A 21308-nucleotide genomic window follows, 5' to 3' on the forward strand; every position below is an offset into this window, starting at 1 on the left:
GAAGGCTCCTTAGAATGCGCTGAGTTCGACGGTGGGCTGGCGGGCCTCGGCGTGCAGCGCGCGTTGTCCCAGGGTCAGGTTCCGGATGCGAACGCCCGGATCGGCAAGCACTTCGCCGATGACGGACGTCAGTTCGTTCGCGAGCCCTTGCACCAGCGCCTCGCTGAACCGCCCCGCGTGATAGACGACGCGGATCGCGAGGCCCTCGGCGCGCGGTTCGGCGAGGAGCCAGAAGTCGGTCGCGGCTTCCGTGTCCGCGCCCTGCGGGTCGTGGTCCGGCAGCTCGGCGATGTGCACTTGTCCCGCGTAGCGATCGACGGGGCCGTGTCGCTGGTTCTGCAGCGTCAGCCCGATGTCGAAGAGCGGGTTGCGTCCCGCAACGCGTTTGACGTGCAGCTCGTCGAGCAGGCGATCCAGCGGATACAGCGGGTGCGAGAACGCTTCGAGGGTGGTGTCCCGCACGCGGGTCAGCAGCGTGTCGAACCGGTCGTCGCCCGCGACGCGGTCGCGCAGCGCCAGCACGTTCAGGTAGGGGCCGACCTGCGACTCGAGTTCGGGCAGCTCGCGGCCCGCGACCGGCGTGCCGACGACGATGTCCTCCTGGCCGGAACGGCGGTAGAACAGCGCCTTGATGGCGGACAGCAGCGCGATGAACAAGGTCGCGCCGTGGCGCTTGCCGAGCGATTCCAGCGCCGTCGTCTCGGCGGCGGGCAGGTCGAATCGCCAGGATTTCCAGCTCGGCGCGGCCGGCTGCGCGACGTCGCCCGGCAGTTCCAGCGCGCGCAGGCCGCCCAGCTTGGTCAGCCAGTAGTCCTTCATGCGCGCGCCGTCCGGCCCGGCGAGCAGGCGGTTCAGCCAGCCGGCGTAATCCTTGTACTGGATCGGGAGGGCGGGCAGCGGCGTGTCGCGACGCTCGACGAAGGCGTCATAGAGCGCCGACAGGTCGTCGAGCAGGACCTCCGTGGACCAGCCGTCGCTCACGATGTGATGCATCGTGCAGATGCAGACGTGACGGACTTCGGAGAGCCTGAGCAGCTTGACGCGGAACAGCGGGCCGGTCGCGAGATCCATCGGCGCGAGCCGTTCGCTCGCCTGGATCGACGCCGCCCGGGCGTCCCGGTCCTCGGCATCCTGCAGATCCACGACCTCGACCGGGAACGCGGCTTCGCCGGGCGGCAGGACTTGCTGGACCGGCTGGTTGCCCGCCAGCACGAAACGCGTGCGCAAGATCTCGTGACGCTCGCTCAACGCGCGGAACGCCCGCACGAGCGCGTCCACGTCCAGCACGCCCTCGAACAGCAGGGACGTGGGCAGCGGCCCGCCCGCTTGCGCCGGATTGAGACGATCCTGGACCCACAGCCGCGTCTGGGCGGGAGAGAGTTCGTAGTGCGCCTGCGCCGGCAGCGGGGTCACCGGTGCGTAATCGATCGGCTGCGTATCGGCGATGCGCTTCGCGAGGCTCGAAATGGTGGGGAGTGCGAACAGGCTGCGGATCTCCAGCTTCACATGCAGATCGCGACGGATGCGCGCGACGACCTTCGTCGCCAAGAGCGAATTGCCGCCCAGCTCGAAGAAGTTGGCGGTCGTGCTGATCCGCGCCTTGCCGAGTACCTCCTGCCAGATCGCCGTCAACTGCGCTTCGAGCGCGTTGACGGGCGCCACATGGTCCAGGCCGTCGCCGGGTTCGGGCAGCCTGGCGCGATCGAGCTTGCCGTTGGGCAGGTGCTCGAACGCGGTCACGACGACGAACGCGGAGGGCACCATGTAGTCCGGCAGTTGCTGCCGCAGGTGGCCGCGCACCGCTTCGACCAGTTCGGCTTCGGGGTGCGACGAGCACAGCCAGCCGACCAGTCTCGCGCCGTCGTCCACGCCGCGCAGCGCCACGACGGCGGCATCGACCAGCGGGTGAGAAACCAGCGCCGCCTCGATTTCGCCGGGTTCGATGCGCAGGCCGCGCAGCTTGATCTGGTGATCGATGCGGCCGAGGAACTCGATGTTGCCGTCGGGGCGATAGCGCGCGAGATCGCCGGTGCGGTAGAGGCGCGCGAGCGGGTCGGAGGAGAACGGATCGGCGATGAACTTCTCGGCGCTCAGTTCGGGTTCGCCGTGGTAGCCGCGCCCGACCGGCGTGCCGCCGATCAGCAATTCGCCGGGCACGCCGACCGGCACGGGCTGCATCTGCGCGTCCACGATGTAGAGGCGGGTGTTGGCGATGGGCCGGCCGATCGGGACGATGCGGTGCGGATCGTCGCGCCGGCATTCCCACGCGCTCACGTCGACGGCGGCCTCGGTGGGGCCGTAGAGGTTGCAGAGCTTGACGTCCAGGCGCTCGAGGCAACGCTGCTGCAGGTCATGGGGTAGCGCCTCGCCGCTGCACACGACGCGCCGCAGCGACGCGCAGTGCGCGTCGAGGTCCGGATGATCGAGGAACGCGCGCAGCATCGACGGCACGAAGTGGATCGTGGTGATCCGTTCGCGCTCGATGAGGTCGACGAGGTAGTCGGTCTCGCGCTGGCCGCCTGGGCGGGCGAACACCAGGCGCGCGCCGGTGACGAGCGGCCAGAAGAGTTCCCAGACCGAGACGTCGAAGCTGAACGGGGTCTTCTGCAGCACGGCATCGTCGGCGTCGAGCGCGTAGGCGTGCTGCATCCAGAGGATGCGGTTGGTGATGGCGCGATGGGCGTTGAGCGCGCCCTTGGGCCGGCCGGTCGACCCGGACGTGTAGATCATGTAGGCGAGGTTGTCGCCGTTCAGCGCGGGCGCGGGGTTGGACGCGGGCGCGGCGTCGAGGTCGAGATCGTCGGTATCGACGGCGATCACGCGGGCGTCGGTGTCGGGCAGCGCGGCGAGCAAATGCTGCTGGGTGAGGAGCCAGCGCAACTGCGCGTGGTCGATCATGAAGCGCACGCGCTCGGCGGGGTAGTCGGGGTCGACGGGGACGTAGGCGCCGCCGGCCTTGAGGATCGCGAGCAGCGCGACGCTCATGTGGAGCGAGCGTTCCATCGCGACGCCGACGAGTGCATCGGGGCCGACGCCGAGTTCGATGAGACGGTGGGCGAGGCGGTTGGCGCGCAGGTTGAGTTCGGCGTAGGCGAGCGAGACGTCATCGAAGACGGCGGCGACGGCATCGGGCGTGCGCTCGACCTGCTGTTCGAACAAGCGATGCAACGGTTGCGCGGCGGCCTCGCCGAAATCCATGTCGGTCCGATTCCACTCGACGGTCACCAAGCTCCGCTCCGTGTCGCTCGTCAACGGCAGCCGGGCAACGGCGGCCGACGCATCGTCCGCGAGACCCGTCAGCAGGGTCCGGTAGATGCCGAGGAAACGTTGAACCGTGCTCGCGTCGAACAGATCGGTGTTGTAGTCGCAATCGATCAGGAGTGCTTGCCCCGCGTCGAGCACGTTGACGTTCAGGTCGAACGCGGTATGGCGGATCAGCGGGGCAACGAGGCCGACCGTCAGGCCGGGCAGTTCGGGCAGCGCCGACACGGGTTCGAGGTTGAACACCGCCGATACCAGCGGCGCGGCGTTGAGATCGCGCTGCGCGCCGATTTCGCGGACCAGCTCGGCGAACGGATAATCCTGGTGCTCGAGCGCGTCGAGCAGGTTCTGCCGGGTGCCGGCCAGGAAGCTGGCCACCGTGGCCTGCTCCGGCAGCGTGGAGTGCAGCGGCAGCAGGTGCGTGCAGTAGCCGGCGAGGCGATCGCTGCCGGCCACGGAGCGGCCGGTCACCGGAATGCCGGTGACGATCGCTTGCTGGCCGGCGACGCGGTGCAGGAACAGATTGAAGCCCGCGAGCAGCACCATGTAGAGCGTGCAGCCGTTCTGACGGGCCGCGGTGCGCAGCGTCGCGGCCGCCGCCGCGTCCAGATGCAGGGACACGCGCGCCCCGTGAAACGTCTTCACCGCGGGCCGCGGGTAGTCCACCGGAAGATTCAGCGGGGCAACCTGATGCGCGCATTGCGCCAGCCAGTACGCGCGATTCGCCTTCGTTTCCGAGCTGTGGCGCTGGCCGTCGAGCTGCTTCAGGTACGCGCGAAACTGCAGCGGCGCCTCGGCCGGCGCCGCGCCGGCATACGCGCGGGCCAGATCCTCGAGCAGCACGCCGAACGTCGAGCCGTCGCAGATGATGTGATGGGCCGTCATCACCAGCAGGTGACGCTCGCGGCCCACGCGCACGAGCGCGGCCCGAAAGAGCGGACCGTTCACCAGGTCGAACGGCTGGCGGCTTTCGCGGTCCCGCCACGCGTCCTGGTCCGTGTCGATCAGCGGAATCTCGAGCTTCAGCGACGGTTGCACGATCTGGCCCGACCCGTCCGGCATCACCGTGGTGCGCAGCGCCTCGTGCCGATCGACCAGGCTCTGGACGGCCGCGCGCATCGCGGCTTCGTCGAGCCGGCCGTTCAGTTCGAGGGTGGTGTTGACGTTGTAGGCGAGCGACCCTTCGGGATCGATTTCCGCCAACACCCACAGCTGGCGTTGCGCTTCGCTCAGCGCGGCCACCGTGCCGTGTTTCGAGTGCGGCCGGATGAAGCCGCCGCGGCGCAGGTCGGCGACGCTGTCCTTCACCGCCCGGATGAAGCGGTCGATATCCGCATCCGTATGCGCGGTGGACAGGAAGCAGGTGCGCCATTCCCAGATGTAGATGCCCTTTTCGAGCATGTGATAGAAGAACAGGTCGAGGTTCTCGGTGAATTCGAAGCGGAACATCGAGCCGAACCACGTCACCTTGATCGGCGCCTCGGCCTCCGCGAAGAACGCATTCAACGTGCCGGCGATCTGCGCGGTGCGTTCGTTGAGCGCGGCCTGCAGCGCCGGGCCTTCCTGTTCGATCTTCTCCAGCACGGCCAGCGCCGCCGCCATCGCGAGCGGATACTGGCAGAAGGTGCCGCCGAACGCGGTGCGGTCCGCGGCGGGGAACGAGTGGTCGCCGTAGGTCCACATGCCGCCGTCGATGGCATCCATGAAGCGGCTGGTGCCGGCGATGACGCCCAGCGGCAGGCCGCCGCCGATGATCTTGCCGTACGTTGCGAGATCGGCCCTGACGCCGAACAGCGCTTGCGAGCCGCCCGGATGGACGCGGAAACCGGTGATCATCTCGTCGAAGATCAGTGCGACGCCGGCCTCCTCGGTGATGCGACGCAGTTCCTTCAGGAACGCGACGGGCTGCAGGGAGGGGTTGCGGCTCTGCACCGGCTCCACCATCACGGCGGCGAGGGTCGACGCCATGCCGCGAATGGCCTCGAGCGCGGCGTCGCTGCCGTAGTCGAGCAGGACCATGTTCTCGACCGAACCGAACGGCACGCCGGGGGCGATGGTTTCCGTCACGCCGTCCGCGTTCGCCGCGGCGAGCGTGCCGTCGGCATGGCCGTGATACGAATGCGTGAACATCACGATCTTGTCGCGCCCGGTCACCGCGCGCGCAAGCCGCATGGCGGTCATGACGGCCTCGGTGCCGGTGTTCGAGAACGCCACGCGATCGAGGCCGGTCACGCGGGCAAAGCGCGCGGCCACTTCGCCGACGAGGCTGGAACGCGCGCCCAGTTCGAGCGGGCGCTGCCATTCGCGGGTGACCTGGTGCTGGATGAAATCCGGCGTGTGGCCGAACAGGTGCACGCCGAAGCCCATCGTGAAATCGATGTACTCGTTGCCGTCGATGTCCCACAGCCGCGAACCGGCCGCGCGATCGCCGACGATCGGATACAGCATCTCCTTGGTCGAAAAGCGGAAGCCGACCGTGGCGCGGCTGTCGGCCAGCACCGGGCGCGACGCCTGCACCGAGTCCTTCGATTTCCGGGTGCGCGTCGTGTAGCGCACGATCAGCGCTTCGAGATGCTCCTGCTGCACGGCGGACAAGCCGCGCGCCCGCTGTTCGACCGGGCTGCCCCACGGCATCATCGGCTTGGGGCGCGGATTGTCGGCCGCGGGCGCCGCGGCAGCGGCAGGCCGGGGCTGCGCGGCGGGCGCGGCGGACGGGGCCGCCGGGGCCGCGATCGCGGCCTTCGATGCGACGCTCGCCGTGCTTGCGACGGCTTGCGCGGCGGCCGTCGTCGGCCGGGCGCCGGCCTGGCCGGTCAACGACGTGCGCAGCAGTTCCATCTGCTGGCTCATCACGTGGGACAGCAACTGATTCTGCTCCCGCAACACGCGCTCGACCGTGGAGCCGCCTTCGGCCGCCACCCATTCCGCCGGGGCGGCGGCGAGCGGCGCAAATTGCTCCGCGGACGGTGCGACCGCCGCCGTGGACGGTGCCGCCACGGAGCTGGCTTCGGCCTCGGCCTCAACCGGCGCGGCGTCCGCCGGCAGGTGGTCGGCAACATACTCGGCGAGCGCCTGCACCGTCGCCAGGTCTTCGAAGAAGCGGCGCATGGCCAGCTTCACGCCGTACTCCGCCTCGATGTGCCGAATGGCCTCGATCAGCACGATCGAGTCGGCGCCCATCTCCAGGAAGGGCAGTTCGATGTTGATGGTGGCGGGATCGGCCTGGATCAATTCGCCGATCTTGCCGCGAAGCCATTCGAGAACCTCGCCGCTGCGATTGGGCGTCGGGGCTGCAGTGATGGGTGATGCGCTTGTCTGAGTCATGGACGTGTCCGCTTTCTGGAACCAGGTACGGCTGCGTTGGAAGGGATAGGACGGCAATGCGACGCGCGCGGGCGCGGGTGTTTCGATCGAGGCCCAGTCGACATCGACGCCGCGGGCATACAGGCTCGACAGCGTTTCGACCAGCGCTTGCTGCTCGACTTGCGGCCGCTGCAGGGCAAGGAACTGGATGCCGGCGTCCGGCGCACAGCACGCGCGGGCCAGGTTGACGAGCACCGGCTTGGGGCCGATCTCGACCAGCACGTTGAAACCGGCTGCGGCGAGGCGCTCGACGCTGCGCGCGAACTGCACCGGCTCGCGGCAGTGGCGGCGCCAGTACGTATCGGTGGGCGCCTCGTCCATCACGGCGCCCGTGAGATTCGAATAGAACGGGATCGCCGGGCGTGCGACGGGCACGGCTTTCGCCGCGGCCTGGAAGCCGTCCAGCATCGGCTCGACTAGCGGCGAGTGAAACGCGTGCGACGTGTTGAGCAGCACGGACCGGATGTCCCGCGCGGCGAACGCGTCGACCAGCATCGCGATGCGCTCGCGCTTGCCGGAGATCACGATGCTCGCCGGACCGTTGACGGCCGCCACCGCGACCTCGTGCGGCCACGCTTCGATCGCGCGCTCGACCGTGGCGAGGTCGGTGAAAATGGCCGCCATCTCGCCGTCGCGGGGCAACGCCTGCATCAGCCGGCCGCGTTCGGCGATCAGCCGCAGGCCGTCTTCCGGCGAGAAGACGCCGGCCGCGCCGGCCGCCGCGTACTCGCCGACGCTGTGGCCCATCACGGCGTCGGGCACCACGCCGAACGACGCCAGCAGCGTGGTGAGCGCGTACTGCAGCGAGAACAGGGCCGGCTGGCTGTAGCCGGTCTGGTGAATGTCCTCGCCCTGGGCGGACAGCACCTCGAGCAACGGCGTGTCGAGCAGCGGATCGGCCACCGCGCGGCAGCGGTCGATGGCGTCGCGGAACACCGGATACGCGTCGTACAGGCGGCGGCCCATGCCCGCGTATTGCGAGCCCTGGCCGGTGAACAGGAAGGCCATCTTCACGCGCGGGGCGGGCTGCGCCGCGCCGGCGGGTTCCTTCGCGTGGAACGCGCGCAGCTTGTCGATGGCGTCGTCGAGCGACGTCACCGGCAGTGCCAGCCGATGCGCGAAATGCGAGCGGCCGGTCGCCGCCGAAAAGGCCACGGCCGCGATGTCGAGACCGGGTTCGGCTTCGAGCCGCCGCTGATAGCGCCCGGCAAGCGCGCGCAACGCCGCGGGCGTCTTGGCCGACAGCACCAGCGGATGCACCTTGTGCCGGGACGGTGCCACCGGCCGCGCCGGCGCGGGCGCTTCTTCGAGCACCAGGTGGGCATTGGTGCCGCTCGCGCCGAACGCGCTGACCCCGGCGCGCCGCGGCCGCTCGCCGCGCGGCCACGCGCTCGCCTCGGCGCAGACCTCGATGGGCAGCGCGTCCCACTGCACCAGCGGGCTCGGCTGGCGGAAATGCAGGTGGGCGGGAAGGCGGTCGTGGTTCAGCGACAGCACGACCTTGATGACCCCCGCGATGCCGGCGGCGGATTCCGTGTGGCCGATGTTGGTTTTCACCGAGCCGACGCGCAGCCGCCGGCCCTCGTCGCGGCCTGCGCCGAACACCGTCGCCAGCGCCTGCAGTTCGACGGGGTCGCCCAGCGGGGTGCCGGTGCCGTGCGCTTCCACGTAATCGATGGACGCGGCGGGAAGCCCGCCCAGCGCCTGGCGGATCACGGCTTCCTGCGCCCGTCCGTTCGGCGCGGTAAAGCCGCTCGACGCGCCGTCGTGGTTGACGGCCGAACCCCGCAGCACGGCGAGCACGCGATCGCCCGCGGCGAGCGCATCGGACAGGCGCTTGAGCACCAGCGCGCCGCAGCCTTCGCTGCGCACGAAGCCGTCCGCGGACGCGTCGAAGGTCTTGCAGCGGCCGTCCGGCGCCAGCGCCCGCGTGCGCGAGACGGCGATGGAGTTGTCCGGCGACAGGATCAGGTTGACGCCGCCCGCGATGGCGAGATCGCACTCGCCGCTTCGGAGATTCTGGCTGGCGGTATGGATCGCGGTGAGCGACGACGAGCAGGCGGTATCGATCGCCATGCTCGGCCCCTGCGCGCCCAGTCCGTAGGAGATGCGGCCGGCCGCCGTGTTGAGCGGGTTGCCGGTGAAGAAATAGCCGTCGATGCCGCTGCCGCCGCCGTTGCGAAGCTGCAGGTTCGCGTAATCGTTGGTGGTGATGCCGACGAAGACGCCGGTGCGGCTGCCCTTGAGACTGTCGACCGGAATGCCGGCATGCTCCAGCGCTTCGTGACTGACTTCGAGCAACAGGCGCTGCTGCGGGTCCATCGCGGCCGCTTCGCGCGGCGTGATGCGAAAAAACGCCGGATCGAACTGGTCGACGTCGTCGAGAAAACCGCCGAAGCGGCACACCATGCGCCCGGGCGCTTCCGGATCGGGATCGTAGTACGCGTCGATGTCCCAGCGCTCGCGCGGCACTTCGGAGATCGCATCCACCCCGTCGTTCAGCAGACGCCAATAGGCGTCGAGATCGTGCGCGGCGCCCGGAAACCGGCAACTCATGCCGACGATCGCGATCGGCTCCGGCGTGCCGGCCTCGCGTGCGTCGGTGGCCGGTGCGACCGGCCGTGTCTGCGGCTGCGGCGGTACAGCTTGCGGCGGCACGGCCTGCGCCGGCGCCGCGTGCGCGTCCGGCGCCGTGCCGGACGACTGCTCCGCGAGGAAATCCGCGAGGGCGTTGACCGTCGGATGATCGAACAGCAGCGCGACCGACAACGGGATGCCCAGCGCTTTTTCGAGGTGCGTGCGCACGTCGAGCGCCATCAGCGAATCCATGCCCATCTCGAAGAAGCCGAGATCGCGATCCAGCGTCCCCGCGCCGTAGCCGAGCACCTGGGCAACCGCGCGATCGATGCTGTCCGCCAGCAGGCGCTTTCGCTCGCGCGGCGATGCCGCGCTCAACGCCGGCATCGCCGGCGCGGCTGGCGCGCTTTGGGCGATCCGCACGCGGTCGAGGAAGGGCTTGGGCCCGCGCGCCTCGTAGGAGCCCTGGAACAGCGCCAGGTCGATATCGACGACCGCGACCTGGGGCACGGCGGGCAGACGATCCAGCGCGTCGAGCGCGCGATCGGCCGCCAGCGACCGGATGCCGACGCGCCGCAGCAGCGCTTCCGCCTCGGGGAACGTCATGCCGCCTTCCGCCCAGGGGCCCCAGTTCACGCTCAGGGCCGGCAGGCCCAGGCCGCGGCGATGATGCGCGAGCGCGTCGAGGAAGCGGTTCGCGGCGCTGTAGTGCGCCTGCTCACGCGAACCCCACGCGGACGCGATCGACGAGAACAGGATGAAGAAGTCGAGCGGGAAGTGCCCGCTTTGCTGATGGAGCAGCCACGCACCGGCGACCTTCGGTTGCAGGACCGCGTCCAGTTCCTCGCGCTCGACCTGCAGGATCGGCTTGTAGCCGACGATGCCGGCCGCGTGCACGATGCCCCGCAGCGGCACGCCGTCGCGCCGGAGCGCGGCGAAGAAAGCGGCGACCGCCGCGGGGTCGGCGATATCGAGGCGCTCGCAGCGCAGCGCGACGTTCCGCTCGCGCAGCTCGGCGATCGCCTGCCGGCTTGCGTCGCTCGCGGCCCCTTGACGGCCGACCAGGATCAGCGTGCGCGCACCGCGCGCCGCCAGCCATCGGGCGGTGTGCAGCCCGAGCGCGCCGAACCCGCCGGTGATCAGGTAGGCCGCGTCCGGGTCGACCGGCAACGCGGCGGTGTCGGCCTGCGCGAGCGGGCTCAGGCGCGCGACGTGGCGCGCGCCGTGCCGCAACGCCACCTGTTCTTCGCGGCTCTCGCCGAGCATCTCCTGAAGCAGCGCCTGCGTCTCGTCCGCCGGCGCGGCCGGGTCGAGATCGATCGCGGTGCCGAACCATTCCGGATGCTCGATCATCGCCCCGCGTGCCAGGCCCGACAGCGCAGCCTGTGCGAACCCCGTGACGCGGGGCGCTTCGCCGGCTTCCACCGCGTCGCGCGTGACCACCGAGATCCTGGGCCGGGTCGAAGGCGTCCACTCGCGCGCGCTGCCGACCAGCGCGCGCACGAGATGCAGCAGCGCCGTGGACATGCGCGTCGCGCCGACGGCTTCGTCCAGCGCCCATAGAAACACGATGCGCAGGCCGGGGGCGGCGGTCTCGTCCAGCAGGCGGACGAAATCGTCCGGCCGCTCGGGCGCGACCTGCCGGCCCGTTTCCCCGTCGGCGACGGCGTCGGGGCCGGGGCGCACCAGCGAGCAGGAGGCGCCGCGCGCCCGCAGCAGCGCCGCGAGCCGCTCGCCGACACCGCTCGCATCCGCGAAGATCAGCCACGCAGACGCGTCGGCGGCGAGCGGCGCCGACGGCAACGCGGCTTGCTGCTCCCACACCACGTGATAGAGCGGGCTTGGGTTCGACGCGGCGGTGTCGGCGGGGGCGAATGCCGTCCTGAGCAGGTCCGGAAACGCGTTCAGCATGTCCTCCGGGTACTTGCCGGACGACTTGAGGTGCCGCACCGCCGCGTCGATGCTGCCGGCATCCAGGCCGACGCCGGGCGACCGGATCTTCTCCAGGCTGAAGCGCTGCCGCTCGAACGGGTAGTTCGGCAGGGTCGTGGCGGGCTGGGCGGGCCCCGGAAACAGCGCGCGCCAGTCGAACTGCGCGCCCTGCACGTACAGCGCCGCGAGCGCGCGCTCCAGTGCATCGCCGGCGCAGGGCGGCGGCAGCCAGCCGTCGGCGAGCCCCTCCGGCGGGTGCGGCGCGTCGGCTCGATCCGACGCCCCGGCAAGCTGCAGCCAGTACTGCGGGTGTGTCACCTCGTCGGTCACTTCTGCGCCGAGACAGCCGGAAATCAGGCGGATCGACGGCCGTGCGAACGGCATGTCCTCAAGCACGGCGCGCAAGGCTTCGGCATCCGGGCGGGCGGCCACGAGGCGCAGCGCGTCGGCAACGCTCACGACGCCTGCCACGCAGGCCGCGACATATTCGCCGATGCCATGGCCCGACACGACGGCCGGCCGGATGCCCCATCCCTTCCACAGTTCCGCCCACGCGAACTGCATCGCGAAACGGCCCGCGTCGGTGTCGAGTGCCGCCAGCGGCACCGCGCAACGCGCGAACGCGTCGCGGAACAGCGGTTCCGACGCGTGGAGCGCGTGCGCGACGCCGGTGTCCGGCGCGCCGAACATCAAGCCCAGGCGCAACGCCTTGCCCGTGCGCGCGGCTGCCGCCGACGCTGCCCTCACGCCCGATACATAGGCCGCGCGAAACGGATAGTGACTGCGTCCGATGGCCGCGGCGCGGCAGATGGCGGCCAGCTCCTGAGGCGCCGCGCCGGCGATCGCGCGCTCGTAGCGTTGCGCGAGCGCCGCCAGCGCCGCTTCGGATCGGGCCGACAGCAGCAGCAGCGTGCGCTGCGCGGCGTGCGCCGGCGCGACGGGCGGTTCCTCGACGATCGCGTGGGCGTTGGTGCCGCTGAATCCGAACGCGCTCACCCCGGCGATGCGCCGGCGTTCCCCGCGCCGCCACGCGACCGGATCGGCCGCGACGCGGATCGGGATGTCCTGCCACGGCGTATGCGGATTGGGTTGCGTGAAATGCAGGTGCGCCGGAATCCGGTCGTGCTCGAACGACAGCAGGACCTTGATCAGGCCGGCGATGCCGGAGGCCGACTCCAGATGCCCGATATTGGTCTTGACCGAACCGATCACGAGCGGCTCGTTCGCCGCGCGCCCGGCGCCGTAGACGCCGGCCAGCGCTTCGACCTCGATCGGGTCGCCGAGGGACGTCCCGGTGCCGTGGGCCTCGACATAGGAGACATCGCCGGGCGCGAGGCCCGCCTGGTTCAGTGCGCGGCGGATCACGCGTTCCTGCGAATCGCGGCTCGGCACGGTCAGCCCGCCGCCCGCGCCGCCCTGGTCGACCGCCGTGCCGCGCACGATGCCGAGCACCCGGTCACCGTCGGCGAGCGCGTCGGCGAGGCGCTTGAGCACCACCATGCCGCACCCTTCGCCGCGCACATAGCCGTCCGCCGCCGCGTCGAAGGTCTTGCAGCGTCCGTCCGGCGACAGCATGCGCGCCTGCGAGAAACTGACCATGACCTCGGGCGACAGCATCAGGTTGACGCCGCCTGCGAGCGCCATGCCGGTTTCGCGCGAGCGCAGGCTTTCGCAGGCCAGGTGCAGGCACACCAGCGACGACGAGCAGGCGGTATCGATCGCCATGCTCGGGCCGGTGAGGCCCAGCACGAACGATAGCCGGCCCGCGGCCATGTTCAGCGCGCTGCCGGTGCCGGCGTAGCTGCTCGACGGCATCGACGCATTGGACACCTGGATCGCATGGTCGAAGCAGGTGATGCCGACGTACACGCCCGTGGCGGACTGCCGGAAGCGCTCGGGCGCGAGATGGGCGTTCTCGAGCGCCTCCCACGCCACTTCGAGCAGGAGCCGTTGCTGCGGATCCAGGTAGGTGGCTTCGCGCGGCGCGATCCCGAAGAACGCCGCGTCGAACTGATCCACGCGTTCGAGAAAGGCGCCGTGGCGGGTCGCCATCTTGCCGGGCGCGGCCGGATCGGGGTCGTAATAGCGATCGATGTCCCAGCGTTCGCCCGGCACTTCGGTGACAGCGTCGCGCGCGCCATCGAGCAATTGCCAGAACGCGTCCGGCGTATCGCTGCGGCCGGGGAAGCGGCAAGCCATGCCGATGACGGCGATCGGCTCGTTGCGGTCCGAACGCAGCGCCGCGATTTCCGCGCGCCGCAGGCGCAGTTCGTCGAGCGCGGTTTTCAGTGCATGCGTGGCCTTGGCGTTCATTGTGCGCCGATCTCCTGGGCGATCAGTTCGGAAAGGTCGTCCTCGTCGAGGTCGTCGGATGCTTCGTCGACGACCGGCGCGGGGAGCGACGGCGACAGTTCGTTGAGCACGTACTGGGCGAGCGTCTGCAGGTTCGGATAGGAAAAGAACAACGTCGCGCGAAACGGCCTGCCGAACACCTTGGTGAGGCGATCGGTCAGCTCGAGCGCGACCAGCGAATCCAGGCCGAGATCGAGCAGCGATTGCTCGGGCGCGATGGCGTCGGGGCCGGCAAGACGCAAGGTCTCGGCCAGCATCGTCGCGAGCGTGTCGGTGATGAGCCCGACCCGCTCGCCCGGCGCGCACGCGTGCAGTTGTCGCAGCAATGCCGTCTCTTGCTGCGCAGGCTGCGCGGCCGGTTGCGCCAGCTCGGAAAACAGCGCGGACCCGGCGGCCGGCGCATCGACCTGGAACAGGGTCGGCCAGTCGATCCGCGCGACCCCGGACTGGGCGACGCCGGCCGCCATCAGCCGTTCCAGCGTCGCGATGGCCAGTTCGGGCGACAGCGTGCCGACGCCGAGCGCGCCCAGTTGTTCGTGCGCGCGCCGCCCGTAGTCGGTGGCGGCGTGGCCGATTTCCGCCCACGGCCCCCAATTGACGCTGAGCGCCGGCTTGCCCTGCGCGCGCCGATGCTGCGCGAGGGCGTCGAGGAAGCTGTTCGCCGCCGCGTAGTTGCCCTGGCCCGGCATGGTGATCAGCGCGGCCATCGACGAGAACAGGACGAAGTGGTCGAGCGGCAAGTCGGCCGTCAGCTCGTGCAGGTACCAGGCGCCGTCGGCCTTGCCGCTGCCGGCGCGATGGAAGCAGTCGACGTCCTGGCGCGTCAGCAGCGCATCGTCGAGTGCGCCGGCGAGGTGAAAGACCCCTTTGAGCGGCGGCATCGAATGCGCGATTTCACCGAGCGCCTGCTCGACGTCCTCGCGACGCGACAGGTCGGCGCGAATGAACCGCGCGCCGAGCGTGCGCAGGATGGTCTCGGCCGCGGCGGAAGGCGCGCCGCGCCCCAGCAGCACGATGTTCCCGGCGCCGTTGTCGGCGAGCCAGGACGCGAGCCGCAGGCCGAGCCCGCCGAGCCCGCCGGTCACCAGGTAGGTCGCGTCAGGCTGGAACCGGATCGGCCGGTGGCTGACGTATTCGCGATTGTCGCGGGCGATGCGCGCGACGTAGCGCTGTTCACGGCGAAACGCGATCATGTCTTCACGGCCGCCGGCCTGTACGGCTTGCACGATGTGCGCCGCCGACGGCTGCGCGGGATCGAGGTCGACGAGCCCGCCCCACAGCGCCGCATGCTCGACCGCGATCGCCCGGCCCAATCCCCACAGCGGGGCCTGCGCCACCGCGATCGATTCGCCGTCCAGAACATTCATCGCGCCCGACGTCACCAGCCACAGACGCGCCTGCCGGGCCGACGGCGCGCGTGCCGCAAGCGCGCCGACCAGGTGCAGCACGCTCGCGCTGGCACGCCGTCTCGCCGCGATGTCGGCGGGCGCGAGATCGAGACTCCACAGGTGGATGACGCCCTTCAGCGGGCGCTCGGGCGCGGGCAGGTCCGGCGTCGCGTCGGCGAAGCGCAGCGTGCACGTATCGCCCGCGCTTTCCAGCAGGGCGGACAGCTGCGCGCCCACGCCGCCACGGTCCGCGAGAATCAGCCACTCGCCCGGCGCCGCACCGCCGGTTGCCGCGTCGACGTTCGACGGTCTCCAGACGCGTTGATAAAGCAGCGCGGCGAAGTCGTGCCGCTCGACGGCGCGCCCCGCGCGCACCTGCTGCAACCGCAGCGCATCGATCTCGATCAGCAGTCGCCCCGCCAGGTCATGGACGCGGATATCGCCCTCCAGCGCGCCCTGTCCGTTCGGCTGGCGCAGCGTGGCGTGACTCCATGCATCGGTCGACGACGGCGGCTGATGAACCCGTACCGCGCCGATCGAACTGGGCAGGTACAGGTCGCCCGACGCCAGCGCGTCCGGATCGATGGCGGCGGCGAGCACGCGGCTGCACGCGTCGAGAAAGGCGGGGTGCACCTGGTAGGGCGACTGCGCCAGCGCGTCGGCCGGCAGGCTGATTTTCCCCAGCGCCTCGCCGGTCGTGCGCCAGATCTGCTGGATCGCGTTGAACACGCCGTCGATCTGCACGCCGTGCTGCCGGATTTCGCCGTTGAAATCCGCGCCCGACGTCGTTTCGATACAGCGGGCCTGCACCTCGGCCGCATCGAATCTCGTCGGCGCGGCGGCTCGCCTGGGCGCGCACATCTCGCGTAGTCGGCGCAACTGCGGAAGATTGCCGAGGATCAGTTCGACCGGCGGACCGAAATCGAGCAGGCAGGCCACTTCATCCACGCCGATCGACGCGAGATCCCGCACCAGTTCGACGCAGGTGTCCGGCGTGCCGATGAGGCCGCGCGATTGCGCGAAGCGTTCATAGAGAAACTCGACGAACTCGTCCAGTTCGCGCGCGCCCATCGCGCGCACGTCGACCGACTGGCCGCGACTCTGCGCGAGCCCGTTCAACAGCCCGATATTGCTGCGGATGTAGTTGCAGAACGGCACACGCGCCTGTTCGCGCGCCTGCGCGGCATCCTCGCCGACGAACGTATGCAGCATCACGGATACGGTGCCGGCCGCCGGATCGAAGCCATGCCGTGCGCGCGCCTCGCGGTAGAGGGCGATCTTGTGCGCGAGCTGGTCCCGATCCTGGTCGAGCACGTGGGTCAGCAGGTTGGCGCCGGCTTCGCCGGCGCGCACGAACGTCTGCGGATTGCTCGCGGCCGTCACCCAGACGGGCAGTTCCGGCTGCACCGGCGTCGGATAGATGCGCAACCGCACCGGCTTGCCGACGCCGTTCGTCGCATCCAGCGTGCCGCCGCGCCACAGATGCTGGACGGCGCGCATCGTCGCCAGCATGTCATCCTGCCGGCTCGCATATTTGTCCGGGGCGAACACGAAGTCGTCCGGATTCCAGCCGGACGCGAACGACACGCCCACGCGGCCGTTCGACAGGTTGTCCACCATCGACCATTCTTCCGCGATCCGGATCGGGTTGTGCAGCGCGGCGACCACGCTGCCCGCGACCAGCTTCACGTGTTGGGTGGCGGCGGCGAGCGCGGCGTGCAGGACGGCGGGATTCGGGTACAGCGAGCCGAATTCGGTGAAATGGCGCTCCGGCACCCAGACGCTGGAGAACCCGTTCGCATCGGCGAAACGCGCGCTCTCCATCACGAGCTGGTACTTGTTGCCGGACAGCGCTTCTTCACTGCTGGCGAAGAACATCAGGCCGAATTTCATGCTTGGCTCCGATCCGATTCGTGAATTTCGGCACTCGCGCACATCTGCCACGTCGCGGCGGCGCGGGTGTCCTCGATCCGGTGATAGACGGCAAACGAAAACGGCCCCCACGACCGGCGGCTCAGCACGGTCTGCACGGTGCGCGATGCATGCGGATGCAGCGGCAACGGCGCATGCAGTGCGAGGTCCTTCAACGTCGTATGGCCGGCGGCGCCGATTTCCGACGTGGCCGCCAGCGCCATTTCCACATAGGCGGAATAGGGCAGGACGGGCGCTCCCTTGACGCGATGACCGTCGAGAAAGGTAGTGGCCGGCGCATCGAGACGCGATTGCCAGATCCACGTGGCCGGCGCATGCGCGTGCTGCTCCATGAGGTGCCCGAGCAACGGATGGCGAGGCGCACGCGGGCTGATCCAGAAGGCGCGACGCTCGAACGGGTAAGTCGGCAGGGCGAGCCGGCGGCGCGGTGCGTCCTGCTCCACGGCATCCCAGTCGATGGACACGCCGCGCACGTAGAGCGCGGCGAGCGTGTGCAGGATCGTGTCCCACGCGGCCGCGTGCGCGCCGATCTCGATCACGATGCCGTGGTGTCCCGTGGCACCGCCGTCCGGCGCCTGCGGCACGTCCGCCCACGAGGCGGCAGCGCGATGCCCGTCGCCGGTGCTGCTGACGGCGCCCGGCGTGATGCCGAAGGAGATCCACAGTTGCGCAAGCGCGCGCTGGAATGCCGTGAACCCGGCTTCGGCGGGGGCGAGCCCGGGCGCCTCGGATTGCCGCTGCATCAGCGCGTCGAAAGCGGGGCAGGCGGCGCGCAATTGCCGCACCGCGTCGGCGCTGCCGCCGTCGTCGGCGCAAAAGTGGAAGGTCGGCGCAGGCGGTGTATCCGCCGGCTCGCCGGACGAAACGGCGTCAAGTTGCGAACGCAACGAATCGAGACTCGATGCGACGATGGCCGCGCGCCGCGCGAAGTGGGTGCGCCCGGTATTGGCCGTGAACGCGACATCCCGCAGGCGGACCTCGGGATGGGCGTCGAGATAGGCCGCAAGGGAAGCCGCCAGCGCCTGCAATGCTTCGGGCGTGCGCGCGGAGAGCGTCACGACGCGCGCCGCAGGCGCTGCCGGGTCGGCTTCGATCTCCGTGGGCTGCGGCGCTTCGGACAGGATCATGTGCGCGTTGGTGCCGCCGAAGCCGAACGAACTCACGCCGGCCATGCGCGGCCCATGTTCCGAATGCCACGGCGTGACCTGCTGCGGAATGCGGAAGGGCGTGCCGTCGAGCGAGATTTGCGGATTGATCGACCGGAAATGGAGGTTCGGCGGAATGACGCGATGGTGCAGCGCCAGGGCGGTCTTGATCAGGCTGGCGATGCCCGCCGCCGATTCCAGATGGCCGATGTTGGTCTTGACCGAACCGATCCAGCAGGGATCGTCCGGCCGACGAGCGTCGCTCAGGACGGCCGCCAGCGAGTTCAACTCGATCGGGTCGCCGAGCGGCGTTCCCGTACCGTGCGCCTCGACGAAGCCGATGTCGTGCGCGCGTACGCCGGCGTCGCGCAGCGCACCGTGAATCGCGGCCTGCTGGGCCGGGCCATTGGGCGCGGTCAGGCCATTGCTGCGTCCATCCTGGTTCACCGCCGAGCCGCGGATCACGGCGTACACGGTGTCGCCGTTCTCGAGCGCATCGTCGAGGCGCTTGAGCAGCACCATGCCCACGCCTTCGCCGCGCACGTAACCGTTCGCTGCCGCATCGAACGCCTTGCATCGGCCATCCGGCGAAAGCATGCCCGCTTGCGTGAAGGAGGCGCTCAATTGCGGCGCCAGGATCAGGTTGACCCCGCCGGCCAGCGCCGCATCGGACTCGCCGCGCTGCAGCGCGCGGCACGCCTGATGAACCGCGACGAGCGACGACGAACACGCGGTGTCGACCGCCCAGCTCGGGCCGCGCAAATCGAGCGTGTAGGAAATGCGGTTGGCGGCGACGCTGAGCGCATTGCCCGTCGCGACATAAGGGCCGACGTCCGCGACTGCTTCCTGCGCCAGACGGATGTAGTCCGAATTACTGATGCCCACGATGACCGCGGTGCGTCCGCCGGCGAGACGCCGGGGCGCGATCCCCGCATGCTCGAGCGTCTCCCAGGCAACCTCCAGCAGCAGGCGCTGTTGCGGATCCATCGATTCGGCTTCGCGGGCGCTGATGCCGAAGAATGCCGCATCGAACTGATCGACCTGGTCCAGCAGCCCGGCGGGCGGAAGGCCGGCGGCGCGCTTGGTCGACGCGCCGACCGCGTCCCGGCCCTCCACGAGAAGTTGCCAGAATGCGTCGGGATTGGCGGCGCCGGGGAAGCGGCATCCGATGCCGACGATCGCGATATCCGCGCGTGCCGCGGCTGAGCCGGGCGCGGAGTCCGGCATCGCATTCCCGGTGCCGCTCAAATGGCGCGCCAGCAGGGCAATACTCGGAAAATCGTAGACGACGGTCGGGGAAACCGGCCGCCCGAGCCAGTCCTGCAACTCGCCCGAGAGCATGATGGCGTCTTTCGAATCGAGCCCATGGACGCTGAACGGCGCGTCGGGGTCGATCTTGCCGGAGTCGATTCCCGACAGACGCGCGACACGCTCGATGCACCATTGCACCAGCGCTTGCGTGTCGCGCGCCGCGGCCGTGGCGGGCGCGTCCTCCGCGGAGAACGACCGCCGCCACTCGCCCGCGATCGCGAGCCCCTGTCCATCGAGGAATGCCTGCCTGATCCGGCTGCGCTGGATTTTTCCGCTGGACGTGCGCAGGATCGTGGCGGGCTTCAACAGGATTGCCGCATACAGATCGACGTCATGCGCTTCGGCGAGCGTGCGCCGGATCTCCGAGGCGACGGCTTCCGCGTCCAGGGTGTTGAGCGCTTCCCGGCGCACTTCACAGGCGATGACGACCCGCTCCACGTTGTCGACGTTGATCGAGAACGCCGCCGATGCGGCGGGCGCCAGCGCGGCGTGGCTTCCCTCCGCGGTTTGTTCGAGATCCTGCGGGTAGTGATTGCGGCCGGCGATGATGATGAGGTCTTTCAACCGGCCGGTGACGAAGAGGTCCTCGCCATCGACGAAGCCGAGATCGCCCGTGCGCAGGTAATGCGCGTCGTCGCCATCCAGCATCGCGCGAAAGGTGTGCTCCGTTTCCTCGACGCGGTTCCAGTAACCGACGCCGACGCTCGGGCCGGTCAGCCAGATTTCGCCGATCCGACCGGGCGCGCAGCGCTCGCCGGTATCCGGATTCACGATCTGCAGGCGGTGCTCCGCCCAGGTCCGGCCGCATGAGACCAGCGCGTGGCGCTTGCCGTGGCCGCTTCTTGTCGCCACGCGTTGCGCCAGGCCGTCGGCGTCGTAGTCCGTCACGCGCGGCAGCGCGCGCGCCGGCTGACCGGAGATGAACAAGGTCGCCTCGGCCATGCCGTAGACCGGACGCATGGTGTGCGCGTGGAAGCCGCATGCGGCGAATGCGCGCGAAAAACGTGCCACCGACTCCGCGCGCACCGGTTCCGCGCCGTTGAATGCCACCCGCCAGCTGCTCAGGTCCAGCTGCGCGCGAGACGCGTCGGAGATCTTGCGCGCGCACAGGTCGTACGCGAAATCCGGCGCGGCGCAATGCGTGCCGCGATACTTCGTGATGGCCTGCAGCCAGCGGATGGGCTTCTGCACGAACGCCGCGGGCGCCATCAGCACCGACAGCACACCGAGGTAGATCGGCAGCAGCACCTTCCCGAAGAAGCCCATGTCGTGAAACACCGGGAGCCAGCTGACGAACACCGCCGACGCATCGGCATCGCTCGCCTCGGCGATGACCGCCATATTGCTCAGGATGTTCGCGTGGCTGATCATCACGCCTTTGGGCGTGCCGGTGGAGCCTGACGTGTATTGCAGAAGCGCCAGCGTCTGCGGCGTGATTGCCGGTGCGCGCCATTGTTCGGCCGGTGCGTCGAAGCGCTGGTCCGTCGCCAGGATCTTCAGTTCCAGCGTGTCGGAATAGCCGTCCGCGTGATGCGCGATGCCGTCGAGCGTGGCGGCGTCGGTCAGCGCGACGACCGGCCTGGCGTCGGCGACGATGGCCTTGAGACGATCGGCGGGACGATGCCTGCGCGGGGGATAGGCCGGTACGCCGATCAGGCCCGCGTACAGGCAACCCACCCATGCGCAGATGAATTCCAGCCCGGGCGGATAGACCAGCAGGACGCGATCGCCTGGTTGCGCGATGTCCTGCAGCCGGGCGGCGATGCCGCGAGCCCGCTGGTCCAGGTCGCCGTACGTGAGTCGAGTCAGTTCCGCTTCGCCGTTCTCGAGAAAAACGAATGCCGTCTTCTCCGCTTCGACCTTGCCGCGAAACAACAAAATTTCTGTAACAGTCCTGAATTTTGTATCGGGAAGCATGCTCAACCTTCGTGGTCTTCTAAACGTTGAATGTCTCAGGGCCGGTTGTGGCGATCCTGCCAAGCTTGCTTCTTGAACTGGATGGTCTTGAAATTAGAGCATTGCTCTAATCCGGCGTCTGCCCCGTAAT

At 69.7% G+C, this 21308-nt stretch carries 3 protein-coding genes; all 3 read right to left on the bottom strand.

What is annotated here, in order from left to right; translation table 11 throughout:
• Positions 1-9: 9 nt before the first annotated feature.
• Genes ACPTTC_RS34940 through ACPTTC_RS34950 form a run of 3 tightly spaced genes read right to left on the bottom strand, consistent with a single transcriptional unit; the run spans position 10 to position 21178 of the window.
• On the bottom strand, positions 10-13446 hold the full coding sequence (locus ACPTTC_RS34940) for an amino acid adenylation domain-containing protein (RefSeq protein ID WP_423395908.1): 13437 nt from the start codon (positions 13444-13446) through the stop codon (positions 10-12).
• Positions 13443-16766: a type I polyketide synthase gene (locus ACPTTC_RS34945; protein WP_423395909.1), complete on the bottom strand. Its 3324-nt coding sequence runs from the start codon at positions 16764-16766 to the stop codon at positions 13443-13445. Before ACPTTC_RS34945 ends, ACPTTC_RS34940 begins: the two co-directional genes overlap by 4 nt.
• Positions 16763-21178 (bottom strand): beta-ketoacyl synthase N-terminal-like domain-containing protein, encoded by a 4416-nt coding sequence (locus ACPTTC_RS34950; protein ID WP_423395910.1) that lies wholly within the window; start codon positions 21176-21178, stop codon positions 16763-16765. Before ACPTTC_RS34950 ends, ACPTTC_RS34945 begins: the two co-directional genes overlap by 4 nt.
• Between the last annotated feature and the right edge of the window lie 130 nt (positions 21179-21308).

The sequence above is a fragment of the Burkholderia mycopellens genome, from assembly GCF_964265025.1.
In the GTDB taxonomy this organism is placed as follows: domain Bacteria; phylum Pseudomonadota; class Gammaproteobacteria; order Burkholderiales; family Burkholderiaceae; genus Burkholderia.

Excerpts from the sequence above, each read along its gene's own strand:
- ACPTTC_RS34940 (WP_423395908.1), bottom strand. The coding sequence starts at position 13,446 with ATGAACGCCAAGGCCACGCATGCACTGAAAACCGCGCTCGACGAACTG.
- ACPTTC_RS34950 (WP_423395910.1), bottom strand. The coding sequence starts at position 21,178 with ATGCTTCCCGATACAAAATTCAGGACTGTTACAGAAATTTTGTTGTTT.
- ACPTTC_RS34945 (WP_423395909.1), bottom strand. The coding sequence starts at position 16,766 with ATGAAATTCGGCCTGATGTTCTTCGCCAGCAGTGAAGAAGCGCTGTCC.